The 16948-nt window shown below is 73.7% G+C and carries 16 protein-coding genes; 10 read left to right on the top strand and 6 right to left on the bottom strand.

What is annotated here, in order from left to right:
• Positions 1-84: 84 nt before the first annotated feature.
• On the bottom strand, positions 85-1128 hold the full coding sequence (locus ACWDYF_RS31800) for a slipin family protein (protein ID WP_389473906.1): 1044 nt from the start codon (positions 1126-1128) through the stop codon (positions 85-87).
• Positions 1129-1283: 155 nt separating this feature from the next.
• Positions 1284-2408 (bottom strand): cell division protein ZapE, encoded by a 1125-nt coding sequence (zapE, locus tag ACWDYF_RS31795; protein WP_381739795.1) that lies wholly within the window; start codon positions 2406-2408, stop codon positions 1284-1286.
• Between the two features lie 37 nt (positions 2409-2445).
• Here zapE and ACWDYF_RS31790 point away from each other — a divergent pair, with 37 nt between their 5' ends.
• The 8 genes from ACWDYF_RS31790 to ACWDYF_RS31755 all read left to right on the top strand — a co-directional run bounded on the left by ACWDYF_RS31790 (position 2446) and on the right by ACWDYF_RS31755 (position 9590).
• Positions 2446-3273: a pyrimidine reductase family protein gene (locus tag ACWDYF_RS31790; RefSeq protein WP_389473903.1), complete on the top strand. Its 828-nt coding sequence runs from the start codon at positions 2446-2448 to the stop codon at positions 3271-3273.
• Between the two features lie 206 nt (positions 3274-3479).
• Positions 3480-3953: an indole-3-glycerol phosphate synthase gene (locus ACWDYF_RS31785; protein WP_381739799.1), complete on the top strand. Its 474-nt coding sequence runs from the start codon at positions 3480-3482 to the stop codon at positions 3951-3953.
• A 72-nt stretch (positions 3954-4025) separates the two neighbouring features.
• On the top strand, positions 4026-5414 hold the full coding sequence (murC, locus tag ACWDYF_RS31780) for a UDP-N-acetylmuramate--L-alanine ligase (protein WP_389473901.1): 1389 nt from the start codon (positions 4026-4028) through the stop codon (positions 5412-5414).
• Positions 5415-5432: 18 nt separating this feature from the next.
• Positions 5433-5840 (top strand): peptide-methionine (R)-S-oxide reductase MsrB, encoded by a 408-nt coding sequence (msrB, locus tag ACWDYF_RS31775; protein ID WP_018564402.1) that lies wholly within the window; start codon positions 5433-5435, stop codon positions 5838-5840.
• 136 nt (positions 5841-5976) lie between these two features.
• Positions 5977-6345, top strand: coding sequence for a DUF6479 family protein (locus ACWDYF_RS31770; protein ID WP_018564401.1), 369 nt, complete (start codon positions 5977-5979; stop codon positions 6343-6345).
• A 733-nt stretch (positions 6346-7078) separates the two neighbouring features.
• Positions 7079-8221, top strand: a complete 1143-nt coding sequence (locus ACWDYF_RS31765) for an ABC transporter ATP-binding protein (protein WP_389473898.1) — start codon at positions 7079-7081, stop codon at positions 8219-8221.
• Entirely contained in the window at positions 8218-8925 is a 708-nt protein-coding gene (locus ACWDYF_RS31760) for an ABC transporter permease (protein ID WP_018564399.1), read from the top strand. The genes ACWDYF_RS31765 and ACWDYF_RS31760 overlap by 4 nt, the downstream gene beginning before the upstream one ends.
• Positions 8922-9590 (top strand): ABC transporter permease, encoded by a 669-nt coding sequence (locus ACWDYF_RS31755; RefSeq protein ID WP_381739803.1) that lies wholly within the window; start codon positions 8922-8924, stop codon positions 9588-9590. Before ACWDYF_RS31760 ends, ACWDYF_RS31755 begins: the two co-directional genes overlap by 4 nt.
• Before the next feature lie 73 nt (positions 9591-9663).
• Here the strand turns inward: ACWDYF_RS31755 and ACWDYF_RS31750 are convergent, their stop codons facing one another.
• The 4 genes from ACWDYF_RS31750 to ACWDYF_RS31735 are packed head-to-tail and all read right to left on the bottom strand — an operon-like array spanning position 9664 to position 13916.
• Positions 9664-10275: a GTP-binding protein gene (locus ACWDYF_RS31750; protein WP_037889347.1), complete on the bottom strand. Its 612-nt coding sequence runs from the start codon at positions 10273-10275 to the stop codon at positions 9664-9666.
• Positions 10262-10678 (bottom strand): DUF742 domain-containing protein, encoded by a 417-nt coding sequence (locus tag ACWDYF_RS31745; protein ID WP_018564396.1) that lies wholly within the window; start codon positions 10676-10678, stop codon positions 10262-10264. Before ACWDYF_RS31745 ends, ACWDYF_RS31750 begins: the two co-directional genes overlap by 14 nt.
• Before the next feature lie 35 nt (positions 10679-10713).
• The gene (locus ACWDYF_RS31740) at positions 10714-11190 is read right to left on the bottom strand and encodes a roadblock/LC7 domain-containing protein (RefSeq protein WP_018564395.1); all 477 of its coding nucleotides are present in this window, start codon (positions 11188-11190) and stop codon (positions 10714-10716) included.
• Positions 11187-13916: a sensor histidine kinase gene (locus ACWDYF_RS31735; protein WP_389473891.1), complete on the bottom strand. Its 2730-nt coding sequence runs from the start codon at positions 13914-13916 to the stop codon at positions 11187-11189. The genes ACWDYF_RS31740 and ACWDYF_RS31735 overlap by 4 nt, the downstream gene beginning before the upstream one ends.
• A 365-nt stretch (positions 13917-14281) precedes the next feature.
• Here ACWDYF_RS31735 and ACWDYF_RS31730 point away from each other — a divergent pair, with 365 nt between their 5' ends.
• Together ACWDYF_RS31730 and ACWDYF_RS31725 are read left to right on the top strand one after the other, a co-directional pair.
• Positions 14282-15244 (top strand): ABC transporter substrate-binding protein, encoded by a 963-nt coding sequence (locus tag ACWDYF_RS31730; protein WP_018564393.1) that lies wholly within the window; start codon positions 14282-14284, stop codon positions 15242-15244.
• 72 nt (positions 15245-15316) lie between these two features.
• Positions 15317-16948, top strand: coding sequence for an aromatic amino acid lyase (locus ACWDYF_RS31725; RefSeq protein ID WP_389473889.1), 1632 nt, complete (start codon positions 15317-15319; stop codon positions 16946-16948).

Below are 16948 nucleotides of genomic sequence, written 5' to 3'. Positions count from 1 at the left end.
GTCGCGGGCGGGTCACGACGGGGCCGGGCGGGGGCGGGCGCGGGTGGACGGGGTCGGCCGGGGTCGGCCGGGCGGCCGGGCGGGTCAGTGCTCGGGGCGGTCGGGTGCCGCGGCGTCGGCCGCCGCCCTGACCGGGGTCACCGAGGCGGCGTCGGCCGGGGGATCGAACGGTGCCTCGGCGGGAGGCCCGCCGGGTGCCTCCGGTACGGCGGTGCCGCCGGGCGTGGCGGCGGGTGGCTCCCCGGCCGGGGCGTCGCCGTTGCCGAGGGCGTGCGCCGGTGGTGCGGGCGGGACCGGGGGCGCGGACGGGGGCGGTGCCGGTGCTGCGGGCGCTGCCGGTGCTGCGGTCTCGGCGGGGGCCGGTGGCTGCTGGTGGGCCCGTTCCAGGAAGCGCAGGAGCTCGACCGGGAAGGGCAGGACCAGGGTGGAGTTCTTCTCGGTGGCCACCGCGGTCACCGTCTGGAGCAGCCGCAGTTGCAGCGCGGCCGGTGTGTCGGCCATCTGCTGGGCGGCCTCGGCCAGCTTCTTCGACGCCTGGAACTCCGCGTCGGCGTTGATGATCCGGGCCCGCCGCTCCCGGTCGGCCTCCGCCTGCCGGGCCATGGACCGCTTCATCGTGTCCGGCAGGGAGACGTCCTTGATCTCCACGCGGTCGATCTGCACGCCCCAGCCGATCGCCGGGCTGTCGATCATCAGCTCCAGTCCCTGGTTGAGCTTCTCCCGGTTGGAGAGCAGATCGTCCAGGTCGCTCTTGCCGATGATCGAACGCAGCGAGGTCTGGGCCATCTGGGACACCGCGAACCGGTAGTCCTCGACCTGGATGACCGCGCTGGCCGGGTCGACCACCTTGAAGTAGACGACCGCGTCCACCCGCACGGTCACGTTGTCCCGGGTGATGCCCTCCTGGGCGGGGATCGGCAGCGTGACGATCTGCATGTTGACCTTGTACAGCCGGTCCACGAACGGCACGATCATGGTGAAGCCGGGATCGCGCGGGCCGCCGGCGAACCGGCCGAGCCGCAGCACCACCCCGCGCTCGTACTGCTTGACGACCCGGGCCGCCGCCGCGAGGTACACGAGACCGGCGCAGCCCGCGGCGACCACGGCGGTCAGTACGTCCTGAAGCATGATGACGACTCCTCGACAGTCGTCCCGCGCCCTTGCAGGGCCTCATTCCACGATAGGCCCGGCGCGAGAGGACGGTCGAGTCCCCGGAGCGGTACGGTCCCGCCCCGCGGGGCGGGACCCGTACGGGGAGCGGCCGCGCACGGCCGCCGGTCAGGTCAGGAGGGTCCGACGAGCCCCTTGGCGTCCCGGGCGAGCGCGGTGAGCCGGGATATCGCGCGGAAGTACTTCTTGCGGTAGCCGCCGTTCAGCATCTCCTCGCTGAACAGCCGGTCGAAGGGCCGTCCGGAGGCGAGGACGGGCACCTCGCGGTCGTAGAGCCGGTCGGCGAGGACCACCAGCCGCAGCGCGGTCGACTGGTCCGGCACCGGGCCGACCCCGGTCAGACAGACGGCCCCGAGGCCGTCGGTGAGCGCGCCGTAGCGGCTGGGGTGCACCCGGGCCAGGTGTCCCAGCAGGTCGGTGAAGTCGTCGAGGGAGGCGTTCCCGGTGGCGTGCGCCGCCTTGGTGACCTGCTCGTCGGAGAACGGGGCCGGTGCCTCGGGCAGGCCGCGGTGGCGGTAGTCCTCGCCGTCGATGCGCAGCGGGCGGAAGTGTGCCGACAGGCCCTGGATCTCGCGCAGGAAGTCGGCGGCGGCGAACCGGCCCTCGCCGAGTTTGCCCGGGAGCGTGTTGGAGGTGGCGGCGAGCGCGACGCCCGCGTCGACCAGCCGGCCGAGCAGGGTGGAGACGAGCACGGTGTCCCCGGGGTCGTCCAGCTCGAACTCGTCGATGCACAGCAGCCGGTGCCCGGACAGCGTCCGGACCGTCTGCTGGAAGCCGAGGGCGCCGACCAGGTTGGTCAGCTCCACGAAGGTGCCGAACGCCTTCAGGGCGGGCTCGGCCGGGGTGGCGTGCCACAGGGAGGCCAGCAGGTGGGTCTTGCCGACGCCGTAGCCGCCGTCCAGGTAGACCCCGCGGGGCCCGGCGGGCACCTTGGGGGCCTTGGCGCGGCCGAAGCCGAAGAGCCCGCGCCGGGCGGGCCCGGCGGCGTGCGCGCCGCCGAGTCCGGCGGCGAAGTCCTCCAGGACCCGCACGGCCTCCGTCTGCGTCGGCTGCTTCGGGTCGGGGATGTACGTGGCGAAGCGGACCGAGTCGAAGCGCGGCGGCGGCACCATCTCGGCGACCAGCCGGTCCGCCGGGACGTGCGGTTCGCGGGCGCACAGGGAGAGAGGGGCGCCGAGGGCGGTGGGGGAGGTACCGGTCACGGGGCTGAGCCGGGAGCCGGCTGTGGAGGACGACACGGTTCCCCATGGTAAGCCGCGTGGAACACTGCACGGCATGCGACGCCTGTTCCCTGTGACCGAAGAAACACCAGCCCAGCCCGCGAGGGGGGCCGCCGGGACCGGCCCGGGGAGCGTGCCGGACGCCCTCGCGGACCGGGAGTGGACCCTGGCCGAGCTGGCCGCCGTCTACGCCTATCCCGAGCTCGCGCCGGGCGGCGGGACGGCCTGGCTGCGGGCCAACATGGTCTCCACGCTGGACGGGGCGGCGCAGCACGAGGGCCGTTCGCAGCCCCTCTCCGGCGCCGCCGACATGCGGATCTTCGGCACCCTGCGGGCGCTGGCCGACGCGGTGGTGGTCGGCGCCGAGACCGTACGGCAGGAGGGCTACCGTCCGGCGCGGGCGCGGACGGAGTTCGCCGCGCTGCGGGCGGCGGCCGGGCAGGGCCCCGCCCCGGCCGTCGCGGTCGTCACCGCCGGTCTTGAGCTGGACTTCTCGCTGCCGCTGTTCACCTCGCCCCTGGTGCCCACGCTGGTCCTCACCGGAGCGGCGGCGGCCCCGGACCGCGTCGCGGCGGCCGAGAAGGCGGGCGCCCGGGTGGTGATCGCCGGTGACGGGGCCGGGGTGGACCCGGCGCGGGCCGTGCGGGCGCTGGCCGGTCTCGGGCACACGCGGCTGCTCACCGAGGGCGGCCCGCGGCTGCTCGGCCAGATGGTCGCCTCCGGCGTCCTCGACGAGCTGTGCCTGACCGTCGCGCCGATGCTCACCGCGGGCGACGCGCAGCGCATCGCCGGCGGCCCCTCGGTCGCCGTCCCGCACCGGTTCGTCCTGGCGTCCCTGCTGGAGGAGGAGGGTTTCCTGTTCAGCCGGTACCGGCGGGCCTGACGGCGGTCCCCGAGGGTCCGCGGCGAGCGGTGTGCGGCCCGCCGTGTCCAGCAAACGGAATTGGTAATTCCGTTCAGGTGGTGGCAGGCGGAGGAAAAGCCGCGATACCCGTGCGATCACAGGGCAGGATGGTTTCTGCGGGGGCTGCTTCGGCCCACACGGAGGTAGCAGAGAGGGCGCGGCCCTCACACGAGAAAGGGCGTCTGGTGTTCACAAGCGTACTGATGATCGAGAAGGCCCTGACGTCCGCCGACGTGGAGTTCGTCACCACATTGCACGGGGAGGAGCAGGTCGCCTTCCACGTACTGCTCCAGCCGCGCGGCGACCAGGCCGACCGGCTGTTGCGGGCCATCGACGACATCGCGCTCGGCGAGATCGACGAGGCCGCGCGCGAGGGCGGCACCCCGGAGGGCGACGCGGCCAAGCCCGAGGGAGAACAGGCCCTGGAGGTCTCCCTGACCGCGCTGCACGCCGCCGGCCGGCAGGCCGACGGCAGACTCGTCGAGGACCACCCGCTGGACGCGCTGAAGTCCCTGGTCGCCGAGGTGGGCGCCGACGAGGTGATCGTGCTCACCGATCCGCACTACGTGGAGGAGTTCTTCCACCGCGACTGGGCCTCCCGGGCCCGCCACAAGGTCGGCGTGCCGGTCCTGAAGCTGTTCTCCCACAGCAAGGCATAGGCTGGGGCGGCGCCCCGCGCCCGCGGCCGGCGCACCTCGTACCGACGCCGCACCACCTGGGGAGAACAGCGCATGGCACCCGGCCTTCCTACCGCCATGGACCGACCGCACTTCATCGGCATCGGCGGCGCCGGAATGTCGGGCATCGCCAAGATCCTCGCCCAGCGCGGCGCCGAGGTGGCCGGCAGCGACGCCAAGGAGTCGGCGACCGCCGAGGCGCTGCGCGCGCTGGGCGCCACCGTGCACATCGGGCACGCGGCCGGGCACCTCGCCGACGACGCGACCTGCGTCGTCGTCTCCTCGGCGATCCGCGCGGACAACCCGGAGCTGGTGCGCGCGGCCGAGCTGGGCATCCCGGTGGTCCACCGCTCCGACGCGCTGGCCGCCCTGATGCACGGCCTGCGCCCGATCGCGGTGGCCGGCACCCACGGCAAGACCACCACCACCTCGATGCTGGCCGTCTCCCTCACCGCGCTGGGCCGGGAGCCCTCGTACGCCATCGGCGGCGACCTGGACGCCCCCGGCTCCAACGCGCTGCACGGCACCGGCGAGATCTTCGTCGCCGAGGCGGACGAGTCCGACCGCAGCTTCCACACGTACGCCCCCGAGGTCGCCATCGTCCTCAACGTGGAACTCGACCACCACGCCAACTACGCCTCGATGGACGAGATCTACGAGTCCTTCGAGACCTTCGCCGGGAAGATCGTGCCCGGCGGCACACTGGTGATCACCGCCGACCACGAGGGCGCCCGCGAGCTGACCCGGCGCCTGGCGGGCTCGGTGCGCACGGTGACGTACGGCGAGTCCGAGGACGCCGACGTGCGCGTCCTGTCCGTGCGGCCGCAGGGGCTGCGCAGCGAGGTCACCGTCCTGCTGGACGGCGCCGAACTGACCTTCACGGTCTCCGTGCCCGGCCGCCACTACGCGCACAACGCGGTCGCCGCGCTGGCCGCCGGTGCCGCCCTCGGCATCCCGGCCGCCGAACTGGCCCCGGCGCTCGCCGCCTACACCGGTGTCAAGCGCCGCCTCCAGCTCAAGGGCGAGGCCGCCGGGGTCCAGGTGATCGACTCCTACGCCCACCACCCCACCGAGATGACGGCCGACCTGGAGGCCATGCGCGGCGCCGTGGGCGACGCCCGGATCCTGGTGGTCTTCCAGCCGCACCTGTTCTCCCGCACCCAGGAGCTGGGCAAGGAGATGGGGCAGGCGCTGGCCCTCGCCGACGCCTGCGTGGTGCTGGACATCTACCCGGCCCGCGAGGACCCGGTCCCCGGCGTCACCAGCGAGCTGATCATCGAGGCGGCACGGGCCGCGGGCGCCGACGTCACCGCGGTCCACGACAAGGCCGAGGTGCCGGACGCGGTCGCGGGAATGGCGAAGGCCGGTGATCTTGTTCTCACCATGGGCGCGGGCGACGTCACCGACCTCGGACCGCGCATCCTGGACCGTCTGAAGAACTGAGTGAGGAGCTGAGGGCTCATGGCGTACGACGTGGAGAAGCCGGACGAGCAGTGGCGCGCGGAGCTGAACCCGGCCGAGTACGCCGTGCTGCGGCAGGCCGCGACCGAGCCCGCCTTCACCGGTGAGTACACCGACACCAAGACCGAGGGTGTCTACTCCTGCCGGGCGTGCGGCGCCGAGCTGTTCACCTCGGACACCAAGTTCGAGTCCCACTGCGGCTGGCCGTCCTTCTTCGACCCGAAGGACACCGACGCGGTGGAGCTGTTGCACGACCGGTCCCACGGCATGGTGCGCACCGAGGTGCGGTGCGCGCGCTGCGGCTCGCATCTCGGGCACGTGTTCGAGGGTGAGGGGTATCCGACCCCGACCGACCAGCGCTACTGCATCAACAGCATCTCGCTGCGGCTGCGGCCCGCGGAGGGCTGAGCGGGCCGTCGTCCACGGCCCTTTGCGGTGGTCCGCTGTGGTGGGACACTGATTGCGGTGGGACAATAGGGACACAGGTGGCGTCGTTGGCGCCACCGGTTGTTTCGCCGCATCTCCGCAGAGGCGGGTGGAAGACATGGGCACAGCGTCCAACGTCGTACTGGCCGTGGCGCCGCACATCTGGGCCACGTTCGGTGCCTTCATCGGCGGGCTCGTCGTCGTGGTGGCGCTCGTCTGGGCCGTGGGCATGGGCATCGGTGTGATGCGCCGCGAGCCCAAGCGGCCCGAGACGTCGGAGCAGCCGCACCTCCCGGTCACCGGCGCGATCGAGGAGATCAGCGAGAAGCGCGAGCCGGACGAGGTGCACTGCGGCGACGACGGCAAGCGGATCCTGCCGCACGAACTGCACGGCGCCGGCACCCGCCGCAGCCAGGACCAGCACCGCAGCCGCTGGGCCCCGGGCGGCAGCGGCTCCTTCGGCAGCGGAGGCCCCGGCCGCACCTGATCCCGCCCGATCCACCCCGCACCACATCGCGCACCCGCACCCGCCCGCCGACCGGTCCGACGGCCCCGGCGGGCGGCTCGGTGCGCGGACCGGAGGTGCGGCCTCCGGGCGGGCGGATCTCGTCCGGCGGCTCGCGCTGGGAGGCGGGTCGGTCCGCCGTTCCCGGGCCGGTGGCCTCCCTGCGCGGCGCCGGGGACCACCGTGGAGTGCGGTGGCCTGCTCGCAGGGGCGGGGGGCCATGCGGGAGCGGCCCCGGCCGACGCGACCCGCGCCGCGCACTCGTGTGCTCCCGCACGCGTGGTCCGGGCCGCCGGGCGGCTCGGCGCGTGGAGTGGCAGAGGCCGCGCCCTGCGCGCGGGCGGCCGGATCTCGTCCTGTGGCGGGTCCGTAGGGGGAGGGGGCGGCCGTTCCCGGGGCGGCGGCCCCGCGCGTCCCGGGGCCCCGGGACGCGGGTTCCGGGACCCCGGTGGCTCTGCCGGAGAGTCCGGCCGTCCTCCGCGCCCGGCGGCGGCGCCGTCCGTGCGCCGGGGCGGCGTAGGGCCGTGTTCCTGGGCGGCGTACGGCGGCGCTCCGGGGTGGCGTACGGCCGTGCGCCCGTGTCCAGGGGCCCCGCCCCGGCGCCGATGCCGCAACCCTGCCGCAATCACAGGCGTCTAGACTCTCTCCGCAACGGCCCGCGCGACCGTGGCCGAGAGCGGGCAACTCCTGCCAGACCCGAAGGGTATGCGGCGTTTTGATACGCATAGATTCAGTCACCAAGCGGTACCCGGACGGCACCGTGGCGGTCGACCGGCTCTCGCTGGAGATACCGGACCGTTCGATCACCGTCCTCGTGGGACCGTCCGGCTGCGGAAAGACCACCACGCTCCGCATGATCAACCGGATGGTGGACCCGAGCGAGGGCCGCATCCTCCTCGACGGCGCCGACATCAGGGAACAGCCCGTCAACACCCTGCGCCGGTCGATGGGTTACGTCATCCAGAACGCCGGGCTCTTCCAGCACCGCACCATCGTCGACAACATCGCGACCGTGCCCCGCCTGCTGGGCTGGAACAAGCAGAAGTCCCGGGCGCGCGCGGTGGAGTTGATGGAGCGCGTCGGCCTCGACGCGGCGCTCGCCAAGCGCTACCCCTACCAGCTCTCCGGCGGCCAGCAGCAGCGCGTCGGCGTGGCGCGGGCGCTCGCCGCCGATCCGCCGGTGCTGCTGATGGACGAGCCGTTCTCGGCCGTCGACCCCGTGGTGCGCAAGGGGCTCCAGGAGGAACTGCTGCGCATCCAGGGCGAGCTGGGCAAGACCATCGTCTTCGTCACCCACGACATCGACGAGGCCATCAAGCTCGGCACCATGGTCGCGGTGCTGCGCACCGGCGGCCGGCTCGCCCAGTACGCCCCGCCCGCCGAGCTGCTGACGCACCCCGCCGACGCCTTCGTCGAGGACTTCCTCGGCACCGACCGGGGCATCCGCCGGCTCTCCTTCTTCGGCACCGACGAACTGGAGCTGCTGACCGAGCCGATCGTCGCCGTCGACTCCACCGCCGAGCAGATCGCCGCCCGCACCCGCGCCGACGTGCCCTACCTCCTCGTCACCGACCTCGAAGGGCGCCCCCTCGGCTGGAGCGACCCCGACGGCCTGACGCCCGGCCGGATCGACCAGGACCGGCTGCTGCCCCACGGGCGGCCCTTCGCGCGGGGCGAGTCGCTGCGCGCCGCCCTGGACTGCGCGGTGCTCTCGCCGACCGGCTGGGCGGTCGCCGTGGACGAGTCGGGACGCGCGGCCGGGGTGGTCTCGCAGCAGGCCATCGGCGCCGCCATCCGCGCCGCCCACGCCGAGGGCCACCGGGACGCCGCCGCCACCGACGCCAGGGTCGCCGGATGAACCGCTTCTTCGACCTGCCGAGCGACCTCCAGCACAGCTGGTTCGGACTGATCGGCCTGCATCTGCGCGAGGCGCTGCTGCCGGTCCTGGCCGGACTCCTGGTCTCCCTGCCGATCGCGCAGCTGTGCGTGCGCTTCCGCTGGCTCTATCCGCCGGTGCTCGGCCTGACGACCGTGCTGTACGCCGTCCCGTCGCTGGCCTTCATCGTCTTCCTCATCGACTACACCGGCCAGACCGAGCTGACGGTGATGATCCCGCTCGCCGTCTACAGCCTGGTGGTGCTCGTCCCGGCCATCGTCGACGGTGTGCGCGCGGTGCCGCAGGAGACGCTGGCCGCCGCCACCGCGATGGGCCTCGGCCCCGTACGCCGCTACTTCCAGGTGCAGCTGCCGATCGCGGTGCCCGCCATCTTCGCCGGTCTGCGGGTGGCGACCGTGTCCAGCATCTCCCTGGTCAGCGTCGGCATGCTGATCGGCAACCAGGGCGCGCTCGGCAACCTGCTCAACGACGCGAACATCTACCACCGCCCCGAGCTGGCGGTGAACTCCGTGGTCACCACGGCGGCGCTCGCCATCCTCGCCGACGCCGCGCTGGTCGGCGTACGGCTCCTGCTGACCCCGTGGATGCCGCGCGGCACCCGCCGCCGCGGACCGCAGGCAGAGCCGGAGCCGGCCGCACCCGCACCGAAGGACGCCGTCCGGTGAACGTACTCCACTTCGTCAACGCCTTCTTCAGCGACAGCGCCCACTGGCACGGCTACGACGGCATCCCCACCCGGCTCGCCGAGCATCTGCGGTACTGCCTGATCGCGCTCGCCGTCGCCGCCGCCATCGGGCTGCCCGTCGGCCTGGTCACCGGGCACTACGGGCGCGGCGGCAACACGCTCGCCTTCCTCGCCACCGCCGGGCGGGCACTGCCCAGCTTCGGCCTGCTGGTCCTGATGACCATCCTGGTCGGCTTCGGGCTGCTGCCCGTCATGGTGCCGCTGGTCGTCCTCGCCGTCCCGCCGATCCTGGTGACCACCTACGAGTCGATGCGCTCGGTCGACCCGTCGCCGGTGGACGCGGCCCGCGGCATGGGCATGCAGGAGTCGCGGATCCTCTTCCAGGTCGAACTGCCCGTCGCGCTCCCGCTGATCCTGAGCGGCCTGCGCTCGGGCGCCATCCAGATCGTGTCCACGGCGACCATCGCCGCCTACGTCGGCATCGGCGGCCTGGGCCGCTATGTCATCGACGGGCTCTACCAGCGCAACTACGAGAAGGTGGTGGGCGGCGCCAGTCTCGTCGCCGGTCTCGCGCTGGTGACCCTGGTGCTGTTCTGGGCCGCGGCACGGCTCGCGGTGTCCCGGGGCGTACGGCGCGGCGCCTGACACCCGGCGCCCCGGCGCGGCGGACCGGACGGCACGCCGCCCGGTCCCCGTACCGGCCGAGGGGGGCCGGGCCTCAGGCCCCGGTCCTGGCCAGCGCCAGTTCCAGCACCACCAGCAGCGCGTCGCGCACCGAGCCGCGTTCCCGGGCGTCGAAGACGACCACCGGGACGCGCTCGGACACGTCGAGCGCCCAGCGGACCTCTTCGAGGGAGTGCTCCACCCGGCCGTCGAAGGCGTTGAGCGCCACCGCGAACGGGATCTGCCGGTGCTCGAAGTAGTCGACGGCCGCGTAGCAGTCGTCCAGGCGCCGGGTGTCGACGATGACGAGGCCGCCGACCGCGCCCTCCACGATGTCGTCCCACATGAACCCGAACCGCTCCTGGCCGGGCGTGCCGAACAGATACAGCTTCAGCGTCGGGTCGATGGTGAGGCAGCCGAAGTCCATGGCGACCGTGGTGGTCGTCTTGCGCGGCGTGTGGGTGAGGTCGTCGACGCCCGCGGCGACCTCGGTGATGGCCGCCTCGGTGGTCAGCGGCTCGATCTCGGAGATGGAGCCGACCGCGGTGGTCTTCCCCACGCCGAAGCCGCCCGCGATCACCATTTTGACCGGCAGCGGCGGCCGTACGGCGCTCTGCCCGGCCGCCCCGGCGGCGGCACCGCGGGCGAGTTGTTCAGTCGGTGTCACGGAGTACTCCCCGGGAGTCGGGGATGGCCCGCAGGCCATCGATAACCCTGCGCAGGACGGAGGCGTCGTGGGTGGCGCCGGAGTCGGGCACGTGCACCGTCAGCTGCCCGGCGGCCCGCAGGTCCTCGGCGAGCACCCGTACCACGTTGAGGTGCAGCCGCAGCCGGGCCGCGAGTTCCGCGATGGACTGCGGCACGCGGCAGGCCGCGATGATGTCACGCTGTTCGAAGGAGAGTCCGTCCAGCGCCGCGAGCCCGGCGGTGGTGGCCACCACCTGGGTCTCCACGGGCACCGGCCGGCCCGCGGCGGTGGGCGCCACCCGGCCGGCCGTGACCAGGAACGGCCGTACGGCGGGGGCGGGGCCCACCGGGTCTCCTCCCGGGGGCGGGGAGCCGTCCGCCATGGGTGCTACTTCCTTCCTCGACCGGCGGTGACCGGTCAGCGCGCCGACGTGGCGCCGACGTTGTTCTTCAGTTCCAGGACGAGCTGCGGGCTGAGCGCGGCACCGGCCCGGTTGGCGAACAGCGTCATCTCGTAGGCGATGTTGCCGAGCTTGGCCTCCTTGTCGGTGACCACACCGAGCACCGCGCCGCTGCCGATCGCGGAGACCAGGACGTGGCCGCCCTCCAGGTCGATGATGACCTTGTTGAGGGCGCCGAGGCGGTAGTTGCCGGAGGCACCGGCGGCCAGGCTGGTGATGCCGGAGACGATGGCGGCCAGCCGCTCGGAGTCCGCGTGCTCGCGCAGTTGCGAGACCGCGATGAGCAGTCCGTCGGAGGAGACCGCGATGGCGTCGACGACACCGGCGGTCTCGGTCGCGAAGCGGTTGAGCAGCCAGGTGAAGTCGGCTGCGGCGGCCTGGAGATCGGTCGGCGTGGTGCCTCCCGTCGGAGTGTCACCTGTCGACGTGCTCACTGCTCGGCTCCTTCCGGGAGGTCGTTCTGGCGGTGCGTGCCGGGGGTGGCGGGACGCGAAGAGGTCGGGGGAGAGGCGGGCGGGGCGGCGGTGTCGCGGTGGGCGCGCTCCACCGCCTCCTCGAACTCCTCCAGCGCGGACCGTACGGCCTCGGCGTCGGCCGGCCGCGCGCTCTCGTGGGCGTTCGCGGCGGAGGCGTCCGCCGTGGTGCGCAGGGTGGCGCCGCGCACACGTCGGCGCAGCGGCCGGGAGGCGGGTTCCGGGCCGGACGCCGTCCGGTCGGGCGTGGCCTCCGTGGGCGCCGCCTCCATGGGCGCCGCCCCCATGGGCATGGCCTCTTTGCGGGCCCGGGGGATGAACGGGGCGGGGGCCGCCGGGAGTTCGGCGGCGGGCACGGGCTCGGGCGCCGTCGCTCCGGTCGCTCCGGTCGCTCCGGGAACGGTCGTACCCGTGCCGGTCGTACCCGTACCGGTCGTATCGGTGTCGCTCGTGCCGGTGTCGCTCGTGCCGGGACCGGCCGTGGCCTCGTCGGCGGGCTCGCGCCGGGGCAGCCGGCGCGGGAGCGGGCCGGGCTCGTCCTCGTCGGCCGGGGCGTGCGCGGGCGCCACGGCGGTCGCGGGCCTGGGTCCGCCGGTACCGGACGCTCCGGCGGCGCCGGGCGCGTCAGCGGGGGCCGCCGCGGGCGCGGGGTCCGCGCCGGTCCGCGATCCGGCCGATCCCGCGGCCTCCGCCGGGCCCGCCATGGCCACCGCGCTCAGCGACAGCAGCAGGGCGGACGGGATCACCACCTCGGCCGTGACACCGCCGCCCGGGGTGCGGGTCAGGGCGACCTCGATCTCCCAGCGGCGGGCCAGCGTGCCCACCACGAACAGGCCCAGCACCTTGGTCGGCACCACGTCGAGGCGTTCGCGGCGGATCAGCCGGGCGTTCTCCTCGGCGAGGCGCTCGGCGCTCATCCCCAGACCGTGGTCGGCGACCGCGATCGACGCGCCCTCGGCGTTCGAACGCACGGTGACCTCGACGGGACTGCCCGCCGGGGAGAACGACACGGCGTTCTCCAGGAGTTCGGCCACCATCAGCGTGAGGTCGCCGATGATGTCCGGCGCCACCATGACCTCGGTCTCGGCGTACAGGCGTACCCGCTGATAGCCCTCGATCTGGCCGAGCGCGGCCCGCACCACGTTGGTCAGCGCGGCGGGTCCGGCGTCCAGGACGGTCTCGCGGATGCCGGCCAGCAGCATCAGGCTGTCGGCGTTGCGCCGCAGGCGTACGGCGATGTGGTCGATGGAGTAGAGGCGTTCGAGCAGGGCCGGGTCGGTCTCGCCGCGCTCGACCGCGTCGATCAGCGCGAGCTGGCGGGTGGTGAGGTTGCTGACCCGGCGGCCGACGTTGCCGAACATCTCGGCGACGTTGCGGCGGCTGAGCACCTGGCGCTCCAGCAGCGCGGCGGCGGTGGTCTGCACCTGGTTGAAGGCCGCCGCGAGGTCGCCGATCTCGTCGCGCGCGGTGACCGGCACGTCCCTCAGCCGGGGCGGTCCGCTGTCGTCGGCGTCGTCGTCGGCGACCCGGGCCAGCTCCCGTCCGGTGGCGGCGGAGACCTCCTGCGCGGCCCCGGTCAGCGCCTGCACCGGCCGGACCACCGAGCGGCGCACGGCCACCGAGAAGCCGAGCCAGAACAGGAAGCCGAGCAGCGCGGCGGCCAGCAGTCCGGCGGCGCGCCACCAGGCGTCGGACGAGGCGTCGTCGGCGGTGTCGGCGATCTCGCCGATGAGCGAGGAGGCGATCTGGAGCCGGGCGGCGGCCTGCCGGGGGTAGGACGGGTAGTCGGCCAGCGCGTCCTGGAAGGCCCGCCGGATCTTGTCCGGGGTGTTGGCCTGCAGACCGCTCGGGTCGATCTGGAGTTCGGCGTACGCCTCGGCGATCCGGCGCTGGTCGGCGGTGTGCTCCATGTCCGCGAGCCGGTCGGCCTGGGCGGCTCCGGCGAACCGGGTGAAGCGGTCGGCCTGGTACGTGTACAGCTCGTAGGCGCCGACCGCGCCGGTGAACTCGATCAGCGCGTTGGTGTCACCGGTCGTCGCCGAGAACACGCTCGTCTCGAAGGAGCTGTGGGCGGCGTCGGCGCGCAGCAGGGAGTCCAGCAGATTGCCGGTGAAGGTGGCGGCCAGCGCCGGGTTGCGGTCGAGGCCGAGACCGTCGATCAGGTTCTTGGCGGCGCCGGTGTAGGCCGGGTCGATGTTGTCGGCGGGCAGATAGCTCTGCTCCACGGTGTCGCGCAGGCTGGTCAGGCCCTCGATCTCCTTCAGGGCCTGTGCCTCGGTGGCGGGCAGCCGGTCGCCGAACGCCCGCCGGACGGCGGCGACCTGGGCGTCGACGGCGGCCTGCGCCGTGCGGTAGGCGGTGGCGGAGGGCCGGGAGCCGACGCCCTGGGCCTCGTAACGCACGGAGAGCAGGACCGCCTGCTGGTGCTCGGCCTCCACCCGGTCGACGAGCGCGGCGACCTGGGCGCTGTCCCGCACCAGCCGGGCGGCGGCGGCCGCGTCCCTGGCCTGGCCGACCTGTCCGGCGATGAGGTAGGCGAGCAGCAGGCCGACGACGGCGAGCGGGACACCGACCAGGACGTTGAGCTTGCGCCGGAAGGGCCACCGGTCGGCGAATTCCCTGATGCCGCCGGCCGGGGGCGGCGCCGGGGCCTGCCGGGCGGGCGCGTCCACCTCGTTCGTGGACACCGGGCCTCCTTCGACGGGTGTCTCCACCCGGGACGGTCATGAGAACGATGATGCGCGACGACACCGGAGCGGTCCGAGTCCACCGCTGTGGCCGATGTCAACTGCGCTGGAATCTATCGCTTCTTCGCAGCGCGGTCAGACGCGTCCCATGTCAAGAATGCATTACGAAGCAATCGCTTGCGCTTCACAAGTGCACCAGGATCGAAGCCAATCGGTGACCTGGCTGCCCTTGACCGATCGAGAAGCGGCTGGATTGGATCAGTAAAGTGCGGTGTTCCGCATGCCGTACCCCCTTGTCACCCCTGTCACCCTGTCCCCCCTGTCCATGTAACGCCCCCACGACTTTCCGACCCGGAACGAGAATTGTGACTTCTTACGCGAAGAGCACCAGGTCCAGCACGAGGCGCACCGGCACGGCCGTCGTCACCCTCGCCGCCACCGCCGCACTCGTCGCCGGGTGTTCGTCCTCCGACGACAAGTCCGGCAGCGACCCGCTCTCCGGCGGCAAGGCCAGCGGCGACAGCGTCGTCGTCGGCTCCAACAACTTCGCCGAGAGCATCCTGCTCGCCGACATCTACGGCGAGGCCCTGAAGGCGAAGGGCGTCAAGGTCACCTACAAGCACAACATCGGCAGCCGCGAGACCACCTACGGCCTGCTCAAGAACGGCTCCGTCACCGTGCTGCCCGAGTACAACGGGGCGCTGCTGGCCTATCTCGACAAGGACGCCGCCCCCAAGACGGTCGCCGCCACCACCGCCGCGATCGGCGCCAAGCTCGACCCCAAGCTGACGCTGCTGGAGCCCTCGCCCGCGCAGAACAAGGACTCGGTCACCGTCAACGCCGCGACGGCGGACAAGTACAAGCTGACCGACAAGTCCTCCATCGCCGACCTCAAGGACGCGGCGAAGGACATGGTCATCGGCGGCTCGCCGGAGTTCCAGACCCGGCAGCAGGGCCTGCTGGGCCTGAAGTCGCTGTACGGGCTGGAGTTCAAGTCGTTCAAGGCGCTGGACGCGGGCGGCCCGCTGACCCAGGCCGCGCTGAAGAAGGACACCGTGCAGGCGGCGGACGTGTTCACCACGGACCCGACCATCGCCAAGGAGAAGTTCGTCGTCCTCCAGGACCCGAAGAACCTCTTCGGTTTCGAGAACGTGCAGCCGCTCGTCTACAAGAGCGGCCTGGACAAGAAGGGCGTCGACGCGCTCAACGCGCTCTCCGCCAAGCTGGACACGGCGACCCTGCTGGACCTGGACACCCAGGTGCAGTCGCAGAACAAGGACCCGCTGGACGTCGCCAAGGCCTGGCTGAAGTCGGCCGGCCTCGTCTGACCCACCACCGCGCACCGGCGCGGACCGCACCACCGCGGGAGCACCGGAACACAGGACCATCAGGACGCAGGGATGAGCAGCACGGCGTGGGCGCCCCGGGAAGCGGGCCGGGCCCGCGTCGTGCTGGACGGGCGCGAGCTGACCCCGGACGACGTGGTCCGCCTCGCCGACGCCTCGGCCGAACCCTTCGTACCGGCCGAGGCGCTGGCGCGCGCCCACCGCTCCTGGAAGGCGGCGGACCGGCTGGCCCGCGACGGCCGGCTCTACGGCCGCGGCACCGGGGTCGGCGCGCACCGCTCGGTGCCGGTGGAGGATCCGGAAGGGACCGGGCACGGCCTGCGGCTGCTGCGCAGTCACGCGGGCGGCGCGGGCGCCGAGCTGCCCGCCCGCCAGGTCCGGGCGATGCTGGCGGTCCGCGCCAACCAGCTCCTGGCCGGCGGCTCCGGCATCCAGCCCGCCTTCGTCACCGCCCTCGCCGAGGCGCTGCGCCTCGGTGTCCACCCGGCCGTCAACGAGTACGGCGGTCTCGGCACCGGCGACCTGACGGCCCTGGCCCAGACGGGCCTGACCCTGATCGGCGAACGCCCCTGGCGGACCGCCGCTCCCGCTCCCGCTCCCGCTCCCGGTCTCGCTCCTGGTCCCGCCGCCGTCCCGGACGGCGTGGGCGGGCCGTCCGCGCCCGTGCCGCCCACCGCCCCCGCACCGGCCGCCGCGGCCGCCGCCACGGGCCCCGCCGTGGTCGTGCCCGCCGTCCCCGAGCTGCCCGCTCCGGTCGTCCTGCGGCCCGGTGACGCGCTCGCGCTGCTCAGCAGCAACGCGCTCACCCTCGGGCAGGCGGCCCTGGCCTGCCACGACCTCGACGTGCTGCTGCGGGCCACGCACGCCGTGGCGGCCCTCTCGCTGGCCGCCGTCTCCGGTTCGCTGGAGGCGTACGCGCCCGAGGTGCACGCCCTGCGCCCCTATCCGGGAGCCGCCCGTGCCGCCGCCGAGGTGCGGCGGCTGCTCGGCGGGCCCGGCGGGACGGGCACCGGCGGTGCGCGCCGGATCCAGGACCCGTTCGGATTCAGGGCCTTCCCGCAGGCGCACGGGCCCGCGCTGGACGCGGCGGACGCGCTGCGCCGCGTCGTGCGGACCGAGGTCAACTGCCCCTCGGAGAACCCGCTCATCGGCGCGGACGGCACCACCGCCCACCACCACGGCGGCTTCTACGCCGCTCCGCTGGGCCTCGCCCTGGACGGGCTCGACCTCGCGCTGCTCCAGACCGCCCAGCTGTCCGCCGCCCGCCTCGCCGCGCTCGGCCGCCCGGACCTCACCGGACTGCCGGCCTTCCTCGCCTCCGGACCGGCGGGCAGCTCCGGCACCATGATCCTGGAGTACACCGCCAACTCGGCCCTGGCCGAGCTGCGGGCCTGCGCGCTGCCCGCCTCGGCCGGTCACGCGGTGCTCTCCCACGGACTGGAGGAGGCGGCCAGCTTCGCCTCCCAGGCGGTCCGCCAGACCCTGCGCGCGGTGGACGCCTACGCGACCGTCCTGGCCTGCGAACTGGTCACCGCCGTGCGCGCGTTGCGCTGCTTGCGGGAGCCGCCGCGCTGCGCGGTGTTCGCCGTGGCCGCCGCCGCGCTGCCGGCCGGTACGGAGGACCGGCCGCTGACGGCCGATGTCACGGCCGCCACCCGGCTCCTTCCGGTGCTGGCCGGGCTGTGA

The organism is Streptomyces sp. NPDC003284 (assembly GCF_053589675.1).
This window is presented reverse-complemented; position numbering and strand designations above follow the sequence as displayed.